This window comes from Ruegeria sp. AB8 (genome assembly GCF_056542605.1).
In genome coordinates, this window is record NZ_JBQGAB010000012.1 from 49,190 (window position 1) to 66,577 (window position 17,388).

Annotated in this window: 16 protein-coding genes and 1 tRNA gene; 10 read left to right on the forward strand and 7 right to left on the reverse strand. The window is 59.0% G+C overall.

All coding sequences use genetic code 11. From position 1 onward, the window contains the following. Positions 1 to 84: 84 nt before the first annotated feature. Positions 85 to 573, forward strand: coding sequence for an Lrp/AsnC family transcriptional regulator (locus ACR0CG_RS13740; RefSeq protein WP_170609741.1), 489 nt, complete (start codon positions 85 to 87; stop codon positions 571 to 573). Positions 574 to 603: 30 nt separating this feature from the next. Next, on the forward strand, positions 604 to 1,167 hold the full coding sequence (locus ACR0CG_RS13745; protein WP_480525593.1) for a tetratricopeptide repeat protein: 564 nt from the start codon (positions 604 to 606) through the stop codon (positions 1,165 to 1,167). A gap of 148 nt (positions 1,168 to 1,315) precedes the next feature. Here ACR0CG_RS13745 and ACR0CG_RS13750 read toward each other — a convergent pair whose 3' ends face one another. The 6 genes from ACR0CG_RS13750 to ACR0CG_RS13775 form a co-directional block, all read right to left on the reverse strand. Beyond that, positions 1,316 to 2,311 (reverse strand): ABC transporter ATP-binding protein, encoded by a 996-nt coding sequence (locus ACR0CG_RS13750; RefSeq protein ID WP_321251970.1) that lies wholly within the window; start codon positions 2,309 to 2,311, stop codon positions 1,316 to 1,318. Beyond that, on the reverse strand, positions 2,308 to 3,342 hold the full coding sequence (locus ACR0CG_RS13755; RefSeq protein ID WP_170805259.1) for a Gfo/Idh/MocA family protein: 1,035 nt from the start codon (positions 3,340 to 3,342) through the stop codon (positions 2,308 to 2,310). Before ACR0CG_RS13755 ends, ACR0CG_RS13750 begins: the two co-directional genes overlap by 4 nt. Then, positions 3,339 to 4,178, reverse strand: a complete 840-nt coding sequence (locus ACR0CG_RS13760; protein ID WP_170682055.1) for a carbohydrate ABC transporter permease — start codon at positions 4,176 to 4,178, stop codon at positions 3,339 to 3,341. Before ACR0CG_RS13760 ends, ACR0CG_RS13755 begins: the two co-directional genes overlap by 4 nt. 10 nt (positions 4,179 to 4,188) lie before the next feature. Continuing rightward, positions 4,189 to 5,103 carry a carbohydrate ABC transporter permease gene (locus tag ACR0CG_RS13765; protein WP_170609749.1) on the reverse strand — a complete coding sequence of 305 codons (915 nt, stop codon included), beginning with the start codon at positions 5,101 to 5,103 and terminating at the stop codon, positions 4,189 to 4,191. Between the two features lie 71 nt (positions 5,104 to 5,174). Beyond that, positions 5,175 to 6,428 (reverse strand): ABC transporter substrate-binding protein, encoded by a 1,254-nt coding sequence (locus ACR0CG_RS13770; protein WP_480525597.1) that lies wholly within the window; start codon positions 6,426 to 6,428, stop codon positions 5,175 to 5,177. Between the two features lie 24 nt (positions 6,429 to 6,452). Continuing rightward, complete coding sequence (locus ACR0CG_RS13775) at positions 6,453 to 7,340, reverse strand: N-acetylmuramic acid 6-phosphate etherase (protein ID WP_170805262.1); 888 nt, start codon at positions 7,338 to 7,340, stop codon at positions 6,453 to 6,455. A 167-nt stretch (positions 7,341 to 7,507) separates the two neighbouring features. Here ACR0CG_RS13775 and ACR0CG_RS13780 point away from each other — a divergent pair, with 167 nt between their 5' ends. From ACR0CG_RS13780 to ACR0CG_RS13815, 8 genes are all read left to right on the forward strand, one after another. Beyond that, positions 7,508 to 8,383, forward strand: a complete 876-nt coding sequence (locus ACR0CG_RS13780) for a glucosamine kinase nucleotide-binding domain-containing protein (RefSeq protein WP_480525599.1) — start codon at positions 7,508 to 7,510, stop codon at positions 8,381 to 8,383. Beyond that, the gene (locus ACR0CG_RS13785) at positions 8,370 to 9,119 is read left to right on the forward strand and encodes a GntR family transcriptional regulator (protein WP_170609757.1); all 750 of its coding nucleotides are present in this window, start codon (positions 8,370 to 8,372) and stop codon (positions 9,117 to 9,119) included. The genes ACR0CG_RS13780 and ACR0CG_RS13785 overlap by 14 nt, the downstream gene beginning before the upstream one ends. A 21-nt stretch (positions 9,120 to 9,140) precedes the next feature. Then, positions 9,141 to 10,169, forward strand: coding sequence for an SIS domain-containing protein (locus ACR0CG_RS13790; RefSeq protein ID WP_480525601.1), 1,029 nt, complete (start codon positions 9,141 to 9,143; stop codon positions 10,167 to 10,169). Beyond that, positions 10,166 to 11,308 carry an N-acetylglucosamine-6-phosphate deacetylase gene (gene nagA, locus ACR0CG_RS13795; RefSeq protein WP_480525603.1) on the forward strand — a complete coding sequence of 381 codons (1,143 nt, stop codon included), beginning with the start codon at positions 10,166 to 10,168 and terminating at the stop codon, positions 11,306 to 11,308. The genes ACR0CG_RS13790 and nagA overlap by 4 nt, the downstream gene beginning before the upstream one ends. A gap of 76 nt (positions 11,309 to 11,384) precedes the next feature. Further along, positions 11,385 to 11,459 (forward strand) — tRNA-Gly (locus ACR0CG_RS13800). Positions 11,460 to 11,588: 129 nt separating this feature from the next. After that, complete coding sequence (locus ACR0CG_RS13805) at positions 11,589 to 13,409, forward strand: ABC transporter transmembrane domain-containing protein (RefSeq protein WP_480525605.1); 1,821 nt, start codon at positions 11,589 to 11,591, stop codon at positions 13,407 to 13,409. 156 nt (positions 13,410 to 13,565) lie between these two features. After that, entirely contained in the window at positions 13,566 to 15,455 is a 1,890-nt protein-coding gene (locus tag ACR0CG_RS13810) for an acyl-CoA synthetase (protein WP_480525607.1), read from the forward strand. Between the two features lie 13 nt (positions 15,456 to 15,468). Then, positions 15,469 to 16,392, forward strand: a complete 924-nt coding sequence (locus tag ACR0CG_RS13815; protein WP_480525609.1) for an alpha/beta hydrolase — start codon at positions 15,469 to 15,471, stop codon at positions 16,390 to 16,392. Positions 16,393 to 16,401: 9 nt separating this feature from the next. On the opposite strand, the gene ACR0CG_RS13820 is transcribed toward ACR0CG_RS13815, so the two are convergent. Further along, the gene (locus ACR0CG_RS13820; RefSeq protein ID WP_480525611.1) at positions 16,402 to 17,238 is read right to left on the reverse strand and encodes an alkaline phosphatase family protein; all 837 of its coding nucleotides are present in this window, start codon (positions 17,236 to 17,238) and stop codon (positions 16,402 to 16,404) included. Positions 17,239 to 17,388: the final 150 nt, after the last annotated feature.

Here is a 17,388-nt window from a genome sequence, read left to right on the forward strand (position 1 = left end):
ATGAGTATACCGTCGAAATTTCGGGACAATCGACTGATTATTGGCAATACTTGGGTAAATAGACCGTATTTTCGGGTAAGTGCGATGCAAAAAGACTTTTTGGATATTGATCGGTTCGATCAGTCAATTCTGACGATTCTGGCAGAGGACGGACGGGTATCCGTCGCGGACTTGGCGCGGCGGATCGGATTGTCGAAATCGCCGACACAGGCGCGGCTGAAACGGCTTGAGGCTGAAGGCATCATCACGGGCTATCGCGCCCTGCTGGATCCTATCCGCCTTGGACTGGATCATGTCGCGTTCGTCGAGGTACGCATGTCCGACACGCGAGAAAAGGCATTGGCCGAGTTCAACGCGGCGGTGCGCCGGGTGGCCGAGATCGAGCAGGCGCATATGATCGCCTCGAACTTCGACTACCTTCTCAAAGTCCGCACAGGGTCCATGTCTGAATACCGGGCGGTCCTTGCGGAAAAGATCTCGTCCCTGCCACACGTGGCGAATACATCGACTTTTGTCGCGATGGAGGCCGTGAAGGAAACCGGATTGTCAGGGGCCATCGAAAGGATCGGTTGACGAAACCCCGGGATGCACCATCATTGGCAGATGAAACTTCATGCCCTGCCTCTGATTGCCGTACTGGCCGCTACGGTTGCCAACGCTGAAGAATGTCCGCCAGTGCCCGATCATGTCGAAGACGTCGACCTGCTGATCTCGCAGGTTCAACAGGCACCAAGCGAACAGGCCGCGCGTGAGATTTCTGGCCTGATGTGGGAGTTGTGGCGGGATGCGCCCGATGAAGATGCACAAGCCATGCTGGACCGCGGCATGGCGCGCATCCAACGTCGCGATCTGTCAGGCGCGATACAGGAATTTGATCGGTTGATTGATTATTGCCCATCCTACGCCGAAGGCTACAATCAACGGGCTTTCGCAAATTATCTGCGTTCCAATTTCAAGGCGGCCCTGGTTGACCTTGACCGGGCAATCGAGCTTTCGCCCAACCATGTCGCGGCGATCAGCGGCCGGGCGCTGACACTGCTTGGGTTGCACAGAATAGATCAGGCGCGTGAAGCGCTGGATGAAGCGCTGGTTTTAAATCCGTGGCTGGCCGAGCGTCATCTGGCCGGGCCGGGCGGACCGCTGGAACCCCCGGGCGAGGATATCTGACAATTGGTCATCCTGTGAAAATGTTTGGGGCGGCTTGAAAAACTGAATGCCCCGGTAGCCTTCTTCGATGCGTATGGGACAAGGCCGTTGCGAATAGCACCGATTGCTATACTCGACGGTTATCCGAACACTTTGTTGGCACCGCGCGTCACCGCAGGCGCATTCCGTCGCTGTCAAACCGATAGGCTTTATCCGGAGAGAACGACAGGTGCAGTTCTTCCCCTTCCGATATGGCATGTTGGCCGAACAACCGGGCTGTCACCGAATGCTCATGCACTTTTGCAATGACATTCGTATCGCCGCCCAACTTTTCAACGTGGCTCACGCGCGCGGCCAAGGGGCCGCCATCGGACAGGAACAGGTCTTCGGGACGGATGCCGATGGTGTTCTGCCCTTCGCCATGGACCAGATCTTCCGGCAGGAAATTCATCGAGGGTGAGCCCAGAAAGCCAGCAACGAACTGGTTGGCCGGGTTATTGTACAATTCCATCGGGCTACCGATCTGTTCGACCCGACCGTCGCGCAGAACGACGATCTTGTCGGCCAGCGTCATGGCCTCGGTCTGATCGTGGGTCACGTAGATCATCGATGCATCCAGAGCGCGATGCAGGTTGGCGATCTCGATCCTTGTGTTCATGCGAAGCGCGGCGTCCAGGTTCGAAAGCGGTTCGTCAAACAGAAACAGCTTGGGTTCGCGGACGATCGCCCGGCCGATGGCGACACGCTGCCGTTGGCCACCTGACAGTTCAGACGGAAAACGATCCAGATACGGCTCCAGGTTCAGCATCCGGCTGGCATTGGCAACGCGTTCTTCGATCACCGCTTTGGGCTGTTTTTCCTGTTTCAGCGCCAGCGTCATGTTTCCGCGCACGCTGAGGTGAGGGTAGAGCGCATAGCTCTGGAACACCATCGCGATCCCGCGTTTGGAGGGCGGAACAAGGTTGACCTCATGGCCACCGATGCTGATTTCGCCCGAGGATGCATCCTCGAGCCCTGCAATCACACGCAGCAAGGTTGATTTGCCACAACCTGATGGGCCGACGAAGACGACAAATTCACCTTCTTCAACTTCAAGCGTGATGTCTTTCAGGACATGCACATTGCCAAAGGACTTGTTTACATTGGTCAGGGTCAGAGCGGTCATTGTGCGGGCTCCTCAAGGGAAACGGGTTGGCCGGTCCGGATGCTTTCATCCGCGGCCAGACAGATGGCGAGCGACTGTACGGCGTCGGTCATATGGCGGGTCAGGTCGATGTCTTCGGCAATGGCGCGCAGCATATAGGCCTGTTCGGCGTCACAGAGCTCCTGATGGCCGGGTTCATCGGGCATTTCGATTGTGCGGTCTCCCTCCGGCGTGTGGACCAGCAGCCCGCCGACTTTCGTATGGCCATCGATATCGGCGGAAGCGCCCTTGTTGCCGTCCGTGATCGAAACGGACCCTTTGGGGGAAACGATATCTTTCACAAAGAACGCGGTTTCGGACATCATCGGGCCCCAGCCCGCTTCGTACCAGCCGACCGATCCATCGTCGAAGATCACCTGAAACTGACCGTAATTGTACATGTCAGGCGCGATCTCATCGGAGAGGCGCAAGCCCATGCCATGCACGCGGACAGGGCGCGCGTCGGTGATCTGGCACATCACGTCGACATAGTGCACGCCGCAATCGACGATGGGCGAGGTGGTCTGCATCAACGCTTTGTGCGTCTCCCATTCTGCGCCCGAAGATTGCTGGTTCAGGTTCAGGCGGAACACATAAGGCCCGCCCAGATCACGCGCCTCGGCAATCAGCCGCATCCATGAAGGGTGGTGGCGCAGGATATACCCGACGACCAGTTTGCGGTTCAGTCGAGTGGCGGTTTCAACCACGCGCCGTGCGTCAGCGACGTTGGTGGCAAGAGGCTTTTCAACGAACACATGCGCACCGGCTTCCATCGCCGCGCAGGCGTAGTCGGCGTGACTGTCCGAGTAGGTGGCGACCACCACCAGATCCGGTTTCGCTTCGTCCAGCGCCGCTGCGAAGTCCGAATAAGCCGGATAACCAGCAAGCTCAGGGTGATCCACACGGCCGGACCGGTTCACCAATCCGACAATCTGGGCGTCGGGATGGTGGTGGTGAGCCAGCGCGTGGCTCAGCCCCATATTGCCAAGGCCTGCAATCAGAACACGGGTCATTTGACAGCTCCTGAAGTGATGCCACGGATCAACTGGCGCGAGAAGATGACGTACAGGATCAGCACCGGCAGGATCGCCATGGACAGCGCTGACAGAACCGCGTTCCAATCGGTCACAAACTGACCGATGAAGACCTGGCTGCCCAGCGTCAGCGTTTTGGTTTCTTCAGCCGGGGCAAGGATCAGCGGGAACCAGAGGTCGTTCCAGATCGGGATCATGTTGAACACGGCCACGGTTGCCATGGCAGGGCGGACGAGGGGCAGCACCAGCCGGAAGAAGATCGTGTACTCCGACAGCCCGTCGATGCGGCCGGCATTCTTCAGGTCATCGCTGACCTGTCGCATGAACTCGGACAGGATAAACACCGCCAACGGCAAACCTTGCGCTGTATAGACCAGTATTAGCGCCCAGAGGCTGTTTACCAGCCCTGTTGCCACCATCATCTCAAGGATGGCGACGGTGCCGATGCGGATCGGGATCATGATCCCAAGCGCCAGGTACAGGCCCATCACCAGGTTGCCCTTGAACTGGTATTCGGACAGCGCATAGGCCGCCATGGCGCCGAACAGCAGGATGAAGAACAGCGATGCCACGGTGACGATCATCGAATTCTGGAAATAAAGGAAGAAATCCCCCTGCTTCATCACCGTCTCATAGCCGATCATCGAAAAGCTTTCCGAATTCGGCAAAGCCAACGGTTCGCGAAAGATGGCGCGGCGGGATTTGAAGCTGTTGATCAGGATCACGAAGACCGGGAACAGGGCGATCAACGTGTAGAGGATCAGCGCGCCGTGCATGGCGTACATATTGAGGGGGTTATGACGTGCTTTGTTCATCGCTTGGCCCTCACAGTTGATACCGGCGCATCCGGGTCTGGATGCCGAACAGGTAGATGCAGACACCGACGAGGATGATGGCGAACATCGCACCGGCTATCGCGGACCCCATATGCGGATCGCCCAGCTGCAACTGGAAGCCGAAGAATGTGCGGTACATGAATGTGCCCAGAATGTCGGTTGAGAAGTCCGGACCCGCCAGCGCACCTTGGGCCGCATAGATCAGGTCAAACGCGTTGAAATTGCCTACGAAGGTCAGGATCGAGATAATCCCGATCGACGGCAGGATCAGCGGCAGTTTGATTTTCCAGAATGCGGCGGCACCGGTGATGCCATCGATCTCTCCGGCCTCGAGAATTTCTTCCGGAATGGTCAGTAGGGCGGCATAGATCAGCATCATCGGGATGCCCACGAATTGCCAGACCGAGATCAGCGCCAGTGTGGTCAACGCGTATTCCTCTTTCCCCAGCCACGGTGCGTAAAGAGACTTGAGGCCGATGGCGTCCAACATGGACGGTGCGATGCCCCAAATCGGGGACAGGATAAGCTTCCACGCGAACCCGACGATCACGAAGCTCAGGATCGTGGGGATGAAGATGGCCGACCGGTACAGTGCCGCAAATCGCAGGCGCGGGTGGCTGAGCAGGGCGGCCAGAGCGATCCCGATGGGGTTCTGCACCAGCATGTGGATCAGGAAGAACCAGAAATTGTTGCCCAATGCGTTCCAGAACTGTTCAGACCAGATGGGGTCGAAAAACAGCGTTTGGAAATTCTGCAATCCAACGAAGACGCGGCTCTGATCGATTTCGGTGTAAAGCGCCAGACGCAGCGTGTTGAACAGCGGAAAGATCATCACTGCGGTGTAAACCAGCACGGCGGGTGCCAGAAAAACAACGATATGCCAGCGGAAGCGGGGGCGGTTCATCGGACTGCTTTCAATGGAGTGTCGGGTATACCCGGGCGATCATCGCCGCCCGGGTAAGGTTGAGGCCAGACTTACTGGTGCGGCGCGTACCAGGAGGACAGACCCTCCTGCAGTTCTGCGCCCAGTTCCTCGGGGGTGCTGGCACCTTTGATGGCGGCGACCGATGCGCCCCAGGTTTCGTTTTCAAGGTTCGGCGTGCCGCGCGACAGGATTTGATAGGTCGAGCGGATGGTCGATTCACACTCGTCGCGCCAGCCGACGAATTCCTTGGCCAGCGGGTCCTGCAGTTCTACCGGAGTGTTTGACAGCGGGAAGAAGCCGGGCACGGCGTTGCCGAAAATCTCGGCGAACTCGGGGCTTGCGACCCAGGCCAGGAAGGTTTCTGCCGCTTCCGGATGCTTGGTGGCAGCATTCATGCCAATGCCGATATCGGTGTGGTCCGAGATGTAGCAGGTATCACCCGCATTTTGGACCGGGGGCTTGAACGCGCCCATTTCGAAATCCGCCTGCGAGTTGAAACCGGCAATCTCCCATGAACCGGCAGGGTAGATCGCAGCGCGGCCCAGCGTGAAGATATTCTGGCTGTCAGGGTAGGTCTGCGCCTCGTACCCGTCGCCCAGATATTGGCTCCAACGTGCCAGAGTGGCGTAGGGGGCCGTCCACGGCTCATCGGTCAGTTTCTGTGCGCCCGCGATCAGGGCCTGTCGACCTTCTTCGCCTTTCCAATAGTTCGGACCGATGTTGTTATAGCCCATCGTGGCGGCTTCCCACTGGTCGTTGGTGCCCATCGCCATCGGGATGTAGCTGCCGTCTTCCTTGATCTTGTCGAGCGCGGCAAAGAATTCATCTTCTGTGGTTGGGACTTCAATACCCAGTTCGGCAAACGCATCCTTGTTGTAGATGAAGCCATGGATCACCGACGCCATCGGAACGCAGAAGCTGGCCGAACCGTCATCCGTCTGCCACGCGGACTTGGCCACGTCCGAGAAGTTGCTCATCGCCTCGACCGAGGACAGATCGGTCAGGTGACCAGCTTCGTACAGGGCCAGAGAAGCGTCAAAAGGACGGCAGGTGATCAGATCTCCGGCCGAACCTGCATCGAGCTTCGAGTTCAGAACCGCGTTGTATTCTGCCGGGGCCGACGGGGTGAATTGCAGTTTGATGCCCGGGTTTGCGGCCTCGAACGCCGGAATGATCTGCTCTTGCCACAAAGTCAGGTCGTCATTGCGCCAGCTTTCGATGGTCAGCGTCACATCCTCGGCCATGGCGCCGGTCGCGGCCAGCGTCGAGCCGAGCAAGGCCAGTTTCAGACTTCTATATGTCATTTCTCTCTCCCAGTTGGTTAGCAGTCATGTGTCCTGCGCCAGTGCGGCGCTCAGGTTTCCATTTGCATTGCGCAGTCGCGCGGTTGCTTCGAGTAAGGTCAGGTCAAGCGCCGCGATCAGAATGGCGGGTTTTACCTCGCCTTTTGCAATCGCCAGCGCCCGGTTGGCCGTTTCGCTGTGGACGCGGGCGATGCGGCAAACGATGCCGGTGGCCCGGGCGCGCAGCTTGTCATTGTCGGCGTGCAAGTTGACCATCATGCCGTCGTGAACATGACCCAGTTCCAGTGCCATCAGCGTCGACAGCATGTTCAGGGCGATCTTCTGCGCGGTTCCGGCCCCCATGCGGGTCGAACCCGAAACCAGTTCGGGCGGTGTTGCCAGCAGGATCGGTATGTCGGCCTTCTGTAAAAGTGGGCTGCCGGCATTGTTGGCAATACCGATCACGCAGGCGCCGCGCGCGCGGGCAATCTCGATGGCTGCCACCGTATAGGCCGTTGAGCCGCTGGCTGAAACCGCGATGACCGTGTCCCGCTTGCTTAACGCGCTGAAGGCCTGGTCAAGCCCGTCCTGCAGATCTTCGGCGTCACCGGGCATTTCCACCCCGGTCGGAAGGCCACCGGCCATATGAATGCGAAGTTGGTAAGACGGTATCGAAAAGGTTCCGCCCAGTTCCTGCGCGTCTGCTGCGGCCATCAGGCCGGAAGATCCGGCGGCGGTGTAGTGCAGAACTCCACCAGCCTGAATCGTCCGTGCCATTGCGTGCGCACCCTTTGCGATCGCGTCGGCCGCGTCACGTACGGATTGCGCCGCCGCTATCTGGCCCTCGGCCAGCAGCAATGCCGAGGCGGAAAGGTCGCCCGAATCCAGGTTGGCGGCAGCGCTGTGCACTTGTTCTGTTGATGGCAGCGTCAAAGGATTCCCCCTGTTGATCGGTTTACAATACCTATTTAATACCAATTGTCCAAGACTTTATTTTTTTCATGATTTCCCGGCGCTTGGCGCGATAATTGGCAGTTTCTTGTTGATTTCGGTCTAATTCAGTCTTTCAAAAAGCTTAAAGGTATTATAATGGTATTGTCATGACTGAGTCCCTTGCAGATGCTGTTTTGGCCGTGGATGGTGGTGGAACGCGATGCCGCGTTGCCTGCGCCATTGCGGGCAGTGTCTGCCAGGTTGAAGCTGGCTCTGCGAATGTTTCAACGGATTTTTATGGTGCCGTGGGTCAGATTCGGGCCGGGCTTGACGCGTTGGCGGGAAAGCTTGGCGTTGATCCCCGTTCGTTGATCGGCCTGCCTGCGTTTGTCGGTCTCGCCGGTGTGACAGATGCCGCTTTGGCACAAAGACTTAGAGATGCGGTAGGATTTGCCTGCGCGCGTGTCGAAGACGACAGGCCTGCTGCGGTTCGGGGCGCGCTGGGCGCGCAGGATGGCGTCGTGGTCCATTGCGGAACCGGTTCGTTCCTGGCGTCGCAGCGGAACCGCGTTATGCGGTTCGCGGGTGGCTGGGGCCCCGTTCTTGGTGACGAGGCATCGGCGCAATGGGTCGGCCGGCAAGCTTTGTCCCGAACGCTGAGCGCACTTGATGGCGTTCATCCCCGGTCCGACCTGACGCGAAGCCTGTTGTCCGATCTTGGGGGCGCGCCCGGTATCGTGCAGTTTGCCGGCAGGGCCACACCATTTCAGTTCGGCGAACTCGCGCCCCAAGTCACGAAAGCTGCCGGAAATGGCGACGTCGTCGCCGTGCGGATCATGCGGGCAGGGGCGGATTATGTCGTGGAAACCGCTGGTCAATTGGGCTGGCAAAGCGGCGTCACGATTTGCCTGACCGGCGGTATTGCAAAGCACTATGCCGATTATCTGCCGCCGGAAATGCAATCCTGCATTCGCCCGCCATTGGGAGAGCCTTTGGCAGGGGCACTGGAACTGGCGAGGGAGGTTCAGCATGAGTATCACTGATTTCCTGCGCCCCGATGCGTGGCTGGGCCGCGACAACGGTCCCCGTTATGTGCAACTGCGACGCAGATTGCAGGAAGGTGTCGATACGGGCGTGCTGCCGCCGGGCTCTTCGCTGCCTTCCGAGCGGGAACTGGTTGAAATAACAGATCTTTCGCGCGTGACCATCCGAAAGGCTATTCAGGAGCTGGTGCAAGAGGGCGTCATCGAGCAAAGGCAGGGCTCGGGGTCGTTCATTCGTCAGCGATTGCCCCGTGTCGAGCAGTCGCTGACGCATCTGACATCCTTCACCGAAGATATGGCCAGCCGGGGCATGCAAACCACCTCGAAATGGCTGGAGCGCGGAGTGTTCGAGCCGTCTGCCGAGGAAGTGAACGCCCTGAACCTGTCCGAGGGCGAGCAGATTTCCCGTATCTATCGCCTGCGTGAGGCCGATGGCCGACCGCTGGCGTTGGAACGGGCAGCCTTGCCGCTGGACATCCTGCCCAACCCGATCGAAGTGACCACATCCCTGTATGAAGTGCTCGACGATCTGGGGCATCGCCCGGTTCGTGCGGTGCAGAAGATTTCAGCCCTCAACCTGGCGGCGCGCGAGGCGGATTTGCTGGCTGTTCCCGAAGGGGCGGCAGGGCTGAACATAGAACGCATATCATTTCTGAAAAACGGACGGGTCGCGGAACTGACCCGATCCCTCTATCGCGGTGACGCCTACGATTTCGTAGCCGAATTGCGGTTGTAACACGGAAAGGCCGGTACTCTTATGTCCGCAGAAACCACAAAAATGCGCCGGGAGATTCTGGAAATCCCCGACGCGGTCGAACGGCTGCTGTCTCAGGGCGCGTCCCAGATCCAGACGGCGGCCCAACTGGCGCGCGATGCCGATCCGCGTTTTCTGGTGTCAGTGGCGCGCGGTTCGTCCGATCATGTCTGCACTTATCTGAAATACGCCAGCGAGCTACTGCTGGGTTTGCCAGTGGCCTCGGTCGGGCCCTCCGTCAGCTCAATTTATGGCGTTGATCTGAAAGCGGACGGAACGCTGTGCCTGTCGGTCTCCCAGTCGGGTCAAAGCCCGGATATTGTCGGAATGACCCGATCGCTCAAGGCGTCAGGCGCGCTTACGATGGCGATCACCAACAACACAGAATCGCGCCTGGCCGAGGTGGCGGACGCGGTATTGCCGATCCACGCGGGCCCCGAGCTGAGCGTGGCGGCCACCAAGACATTTGTAACATCGCTTGTTGCCGGGCTGTGGCTGCTGGCCGAGATCAAGGGTGATGCGGCGCTGTTGCGCGCCATTCACGCGCTGCCAGATCATCTGGCCGCCGCCGCGCGATGTGACTGGTCTGCCGCAGCCGGGGCCATCGACGGACGGTCGCTGTTTACTCTTGGCCGCGGACCCTCGCTGGCGATCTCCAACGAAGCGGCCCTCAAGATCAAGGAAACCTGCCAGATCCACGCCGAAAGCTACTCGGCCGCCGAGGTGCTGCATGGGCCTGTCTCCATTGTCGACGAGGGGTTCCCAACAATTGTGTTTGCCGCCCGCGACGCCGCCGAGCAAAATGCGGCTGAAGCGGCCGATGCACTGGCAGAAAAAGGAGCGACCGTGTTTGCAGCGACGGACAAGGTCAAACGGGCCGAACCCTTGCCGGTTGTGCGCACCGATCACTGGCTGACAGATCCGATAACGGCGATCACGGCCTTTTATGGCATGGTCGAAGCTGTAGCTGACAATCGCGGAATTGATCCCGATACCCCGCGACATCTGAAGAAAGTGACCGAGACGGTATGAGCGCCAGCGCGATAACATTCAGAAACGGAAAAATATTTGACGGTACGCAGTTGCTGAGCGATCGGCCGGTGCGGCTCGTCGATGGGAACCTGACTATTCTTGGGCGCGAATCGGATGCATCGGACGAAGGGGTCATCGTTGATCTGGGCGGAGATATCCTGAGCCCTGGATATGTCGACCTTCAGGTCAACGGCGGGGACGGGGTGATGTTCAATGACGACCCCTCCGTCGAAACTCTTGGCCGGATAGCTGCGGCACACAAGCGGCTTGGTGTGTCGCATCTGTTGCCGACGCTGATCACCGACACGGCAGAGAAGACGGCGGCTGCCATCGAGGCCGCTGTTCAGGCGATCCGGTCAGGGGTTCCCGGCATTGCCGGCCTTCATCTGGAAGGGCCGCACCTGTCGGTTGCCCGAAAAGGGGCGCATGACGCTTCTTTGATCCGGTCCATGGGGGATGCGGACCTTGATGCGCTGATCAGGGCGGCCGAGTTGCTGCCATGCCTGAAAGTGACGCTCGCCCCCGAGGCGGTGACACTGGAACAGGTCATGGAACTTAAGCAGGTCGGCGCACTGGTGTCGCTGGGCCATAGCGATGCGGATTTCGAAACCTGCCAGCGCTATGCCAAAGCTGGGGCATCTTGCGTCACTCATCTGTTCAACGCGATGAGCCAGATGGGCAATCGTGAACCTGGCCTTGTCGGCACCGCCTTGGCCAATGGTGGTTTGTCTGCAGGCCTGATCGCCGACGGCATTCATGTGCATCCCGAAGTGATGCGGGCCGCCTGGGCCGCCAAAACCGGACCCGGCCGGATCTTTCTTGTCAGTGATGCAATGGCTGTGGCCGGAACGGATCAAGCCGAATTCAAACTGGAGGGGCGTCGCATAACGCGCACAGATGGGCGTCTGACCCTTGGCGATGGAACTTTGGCTGGCGCCGATCTGGATTTGACGACCGCTGTCAGAACCCTGGCTGAACAGGTCGGTGTGCCCTTGCAGGACGCTCTTGTGGCCGCGACAACAACACCTGCACGGATGATCGGGTTGCCGCCTGCGCCCTTGCAGGCGGACACATTGATCCGGATATCTTCTGACCTGAAATCCTTTACGTGGTTGTCCAAAAGCCTGCCCTCTGCCTGAGGCAGGTTTTTTGATTTCCACCCGGCGAACTGCGCTTGACGCGGTCAGATGCATCGCTTAAACCGCCACCTGCTGAGCGGGCGTCGTATACTGGCTATTACCTCAGCCTTCCAAGCTGATGAAGCGGGTTCGATTCCCGCCGCCCGCTCCAGATCAGCCCCGAAAACTCTGCGTCAAATGGCCCTTGTGGACCGCTGATTTTGCCATGCGGCTTGACCCTGCCGGTCACTGCCGCCAAGAAAGCGGTCACTCAAAACCGATCAAGACACAAGGGCCAGACATGGCAAGAAGCACGACCGCCAGTCCAGCAACAACACCGGCCCCCGGTGCCAGCGAAGAGCGTAAGGGATCGAGAAAGGTTGGGGTACTGACATCTCTCTGGCCGTTCATGAAGCCGTATCGGTTGCTGATGATCGGGGCCACTCTGGCGTTGGTGCTGACCGCGAGCATGACGCTGACACTGCCGCTGGCGGTGCGTCGGGTGGTGGACAATTTCCGCATAGAAGACGGTGAGCTGCTCGATTGGTATTTTCTGGCCGCACTAGGCATCGCGGCGGTGTTGGCGGTCGGAACCGGGGTTCGTTATGCTCTGGTGACGCGGCTGGGTGAGCGTGTGGTTGCCGATATCCGCAAGGCGGTGTTTGACCGTGTGATCGGCATGAGCCCGGAATTTTATGAACGCATCATGACCGGCGAAGTTCTGAGCCGCATCACCACAGACACAACCTTGATTCAATCTGTGTTGGGGTCGTCGGTCTCGATTGCGCTGCGCAACATGCTGCTGTTTTTCGGTGGTCTGGTGCTGATGCTGCTGACCTCGGCCAAGCTGACCGGCATGGTTTTGCTGCTGATCCCGATCGTGGTCGTTCCGATCCTCGTTCTGGGCCGCCGCCTGCGCGTGATCAGCCGCGAGAACCAGGACTGGATCGCCGCTTCGTCAGGCAACGCGGGTGAGGCGCTGGGCGCCGTTCAGACCGTGCAGGCCTTTACCCACGAAGACGCCAGCCGCAAGCAGTTCGGTGACATGACCGAGACTTCGTACGTGGTTTCGCTGCGCCGAATTCAGACCCGTGCGGTGTTGACTGTAATCGTTATTTTCCTAGTGTTTTCCGGCATCGTCGGCGTGTTGTGGATGGGTGCAAATGATGTGCGGAACGGGGTCATGACCGAAGGCGTTCTGATCCAGTTCGTGATCTATTCGATCATCATGGCAGGCTCGGTCGCCGCGCTGTCGGAAATCTGGAGCGAGCTTCAGCGCGCCGCAGGGGCAACCGAACGGCTGGTTGAACTGCTGAACGCCGAAGACACCGTGATCGATCCGGCGCAGGGCCATACACTGCCACAGCCTGTACGGGGCGAAATCCGATTCGAAGACGTGACTTTCCGCTATCCGGCGCGTCCGGACATCGTGGCGCTGGACCACCTGACGTTGCAGGTCAAACCGGGCGAAACGGTTGCTTTCGTTGGTCCGTCCGGGGCAGGCAAGACAACCGTGATCCAGATGATCCAGCGGTTCTATGACCCTGACGGAGGTTATGTCAGCCTCGACGGGGTGAACCTGCTCGATCTGAGCCGTGCCGATTTCCGCCAGCACATGGCGTTGGTGCCTCAGGATCCGGTGATCTTTGCGGCCTCTGCGCGGGAAAACATCCGTTTTGGCCGTCTTGACGCAACCGATGCCGAGGTTGAGGCCGCTGCACGTGCCGCCGCCGCACATGACTTCATCTTGGCGCTGCCGGAAGGCTATGACAGCTTTGTCGGCGAGCGAGGCGTCATGCTGTCTGGCGGACAGAAACAGCGTATCGCGATCGCTCGCGCAATCCTGCGGGACGCGCCGGTTCTGCTGCTGGACGAGGCGACCTCGGCACTGGATGCCGAAAGCGAACGGGCGGTGCAGGGCGCGGTGGATCAGATGCGCGCAGGGCGGACCACGCTGATCGTTGCGCACCGTCTGGCCACAGTTAAAAAGGCCGATCGCATCGTTGTGCTCGAAAGCGGCCGGATCGTGGCGCAGGGCACGCATGAGGATCTGGTAGCGCAGGATGGCCTCTATGCACGTTTGGCGCGCCTGCAATTCACGGATGGTGTCGCTGCGGAATAGCCTGACGTATGGGCAATTCCGATTTCGCCGTGGCGTAATTCTACAAATCTTCTGTATCTCTCGATAAGCCGTTGCTTGATAACGCTCGGTTTTGGCCGCATCCTTGCATGCAAAGCAAACCCGCGCGTGACGTGGGAGAGATAAGGGAGGAGCCACATGGCCTTTGTGGGATTGGAAGACAAGGCGAGAATGGAGCAGGAGATGCCGTGGGAGGACCGCGACGTTCCGGTTACCTTCCATCAGTTGCTGTCGCGTACGGCCGGGCGTTTTCCCAACCACAAGGCAATCAGCTTTCAGTTGTTGTCTGGCCCGAAGGACAAGGCGGAGACCCTGACCTGGTCAGAACTGCTGGGCAAGGTCAATCAGGCGGCCAATCTGTTCCGTTCGCTTGGCATCGGGGAAAAGGACGTGGTGGCCTATGTGCTGCCCAACTGTAACGAAACGCTGGTCACTCTAATGGGTGGGGCGGTCGCGGGTATCGTGAATCCGATCAACCCGCTGCTGGAGCCGGAGCAGATCGCGGCCATCCTGCGGGAGACAGGTGCCAAGGTTGTCGTCACGTTGAAGTCATTCCCCAAGGCGGATGTCGCGCAGAAAGTGGAAGAAGCCGTACGGCACGCGCCAAGCGTCAACACCATTCTCGAAATTGATCTGAACCGCTATCTCACGCCTCCGAAATCGTGGCTGGTGCCGTTCCTGCGTCCCAAAATGGGCGACAAGGAGCACCTTGCCCATGCGGACTACAAGGATTTCGGACAGGAGTTGGCCAAACAGCCGACAACGCTGACCTTTGAAGACAGCAAGGAAGACCGCGTCGCCTGTTTCTTCCATACCGGAGGGACAACCGGTATGCCAAAGGTCGCGCAGCACAAATATTCCGGTCTGATTTACAATGGCTGGCTGGGCAACACGCTGTTGTTCGATGAAAACGACGTCATCATGTGCCCGTTGCCCATGTTCCATGTCTTTGCTGTGCATGTGATCATGATGGCGGCGGTGTCCTCTGGCGCTCATGTGATTTTCCCGACGCCTGCAGGGTATCGGGGCGACGGGGTGTTCGACAATTTCTGGAAACTGATCGAACGCTGGAAAGTTACCTTTATCATCACCGTACCCACCGCGATTTCCGCCAAGATGCAGCGCCCCGTGGATGCTGATATCTCAAGCGTGAAAACCGCCTTTTCGGGTTCGGCCCCTTTGCCGGTGGAGCTGTTCCGCCGGTTCGAGGAAGCGACCGGCGTTACAATTGTCGAAGGTTATGGCCTGACCGAAGCAACCTGCCTTGTTTCGTGCAATCCGGTGGATGGCGAGAAGAAGATCGGCTCGATCGGTATTCCGTTCCCATACACCGACGTCAAAATTCTGCGCGACGGGCCGGATGGCCCGACGGAATGCAACGTAGACGAGATTGGGGAAATCTGTGTTTCGAACCCCGGTGTCTACGCGGGCAATACCTATACCGAAGTGGACAAGAACGTTAACCTCTATCATTTCGACAAGTATCTTCGGACGGGTGACCTGGGGCGGTTTGACGAGGGCGGGTATCTGTGGATCACCGGTCGTGCCAAGGACCTGATTATTCGCGGTGGCCACAACATCGATCCGGCCGAGATCGAAGAAGCACTGCTGGGGCACGAGGCGGTCGCCTTTGCCGGCGCAATCGGACAGCCGGACGCGCATTCGGGCGAGGTGCCGTGCGCTTTCGTGGAACTGGTCGACGGGGCCAGCGTGACCGAAGAAGAACTGTTGGAATACTGCAAGGTTCACGTTCACGAGCGTGCAGCGCAGCCCAAGCATATGACAATTCTGGACGAATTGCCAAAAACGGCGGTGGGTAAAGTCTTTAAGCCCGAACTGCGAAAACAGGCGATCACCCGAATCTACAACGGTGTGCTTGAGAAGGCGGGCGTCGACGCGCGCGTGGTTTCCGTGATCGACGACAAAAAGCGCGGGCTCGTCGCACAGCTTGACGCGAACGGCTCATCCGAGGACGATGTTTCCAAAGTGCTGGGATCGTTCACCCGGCCATGGGAATGGGCTGCCTGACCGCGGAGGGACAATGGATTATGAACGTCTGATCGATGAAGAAACCTGGGCGTTCATAAGACGAACGGCTGAAAGCTATCCCGAAGATGCCGTTGAGTTGTCGATTGACGATCAGCGCCGCGTCTATGACGCGATGTGTCAGGACTTTCGCCAACCCCGGCCGCCGGGCGTAAACACGCAGGACAGGTCCGCCAACGGTGTACCTGTCCGGGTCTATACAGCTGGAGATCCCACCCGCACCGTGGTTTATTTTCACGGCGGCGGATTTGTCGTGGGTGGACTTGAAAGCCACGATGACGTCTGTGCCGAAATCTGCGCGCAAACCGGATACCACGTTGTTGCGGTCGACTATCGGCTTTGCCCCGAACATGTGCACCCGGCGCAGTTTCAGGACAGCTGGACTGCGGTCACCTGGGCCGCGCAGGAGTTCGGCGATCCCATGGTACTGGCTGGCGACAGCGCCGGGGGTAATCTGGCGGCAGCGGTTGCACACTATGCGCGCGGGCGACTGGACGACGTTCTGGGGCAGGTCCTGATTTATCCGGCTCTTGGTGGGGACATCTCAAAGGGGTCCTATGTCGAACATGCGCATGCCCCGCTTTTGACGCAGGAAGAAGTGACGTTCTATGAAAAAGTCCGCTGCGGCGGTTCCGTGCCGGATCATGATCCGACTTTTGCGCCTTTGCACGATTCTGACTTTTCCGGGCTCCCACCAACCGTTGTCGTAACCGCTGATTGCGACCCCTTGCGGGATGACGGGTCAGAATATTGTGAAAGGATCATAGCCGCTGGCGGGCAGGCTTGTTGGATCAACGAACCTGGTCTGGTTCACGGCTATCTGCGCGCCCGAACATCTGTCACACGCGCAGCAGCCAGCTTTGAGCGAATTTCCGTCGCCATCGAGGCGCTGGGGCAGGGCATCTGGTCCTACGACTGATCCCCTGCCTTATTTCAGAAACGCCTTAGCCTTCATCGTGTCGGCGATGGGGGCGCCCAGACGGGAAAGGATTGTCGGGGCAAGCTGTAGCTGGTCGATCACCTGATCGGCTTCAGGCCCCTTTGCGTCCCCAAAGTAATACAACGCCGTTTCCTGTTGCAGCGGGCTGCGTCCACCGTGGTGGCCGCGTTCATCCTGACCGTGATCGGCAGTCACGATGACCTCGTAGCCCAGTTGCCGCCAACGTGGGATGAACGGGGCCAGCATTTCGTCCGCGACGAAACAGGCGTGATCCATCTCTTCGCAATCGTGGTAGAAGCGGTGTCCCATGCTGTCCAGTGTACAGGCGTGAAGCAGCCCGTAATCCAGCCCGTGACGCAGGCAGAGGCTGGTCAGAGTGGCATATAGGTCTACGTCAGACGGCGTCATCTGATTGGCTTTGCCGTAGCCGGTCATGGTGTGGAACCGGCCGTGGTTGATCGTCTTGCTCTCAGGCTCATCATATTCGATGTCGCGGACGTAATCGAACGGGTGCCGATTGAAGAATTGCGACCAATAGCTGTGGGTCACGGCGCCGGTCACGCCACCAGCCTCACGGACCTGGCTGAAGACGTCCTTGTGGCTTACCCGGAACACATTTCCGTTGCCCGTGCAGCCGTGCTCCTGCGGTGTCACTCCGGTATGGATCGACGCATAGCAACTGGCCGATGTGGATGGCAGAACCGCGCGCAGTTTCCAAACCCGTGCCTCGCCGTTTTCGACCCAGCCTTCAAGGTTGCCGAACAGTCGCCGGAAATTTCGCCACGGAACACCGTCCAGAATGATGAGGAGTAGTTTGCGGTCCATGTTATTGGCCTTTTGATTGATTATTTCAGGCGACCCTAGGAGATTCGCGGTCAGGGTTCTGCCCGTTCGCGCCCCCAATGGCAAAATCCCGACACCTGTCATTGAACAAGGTGCCGGGATTTAGGTTTTCACCGAAAAGTCACGGAAAGG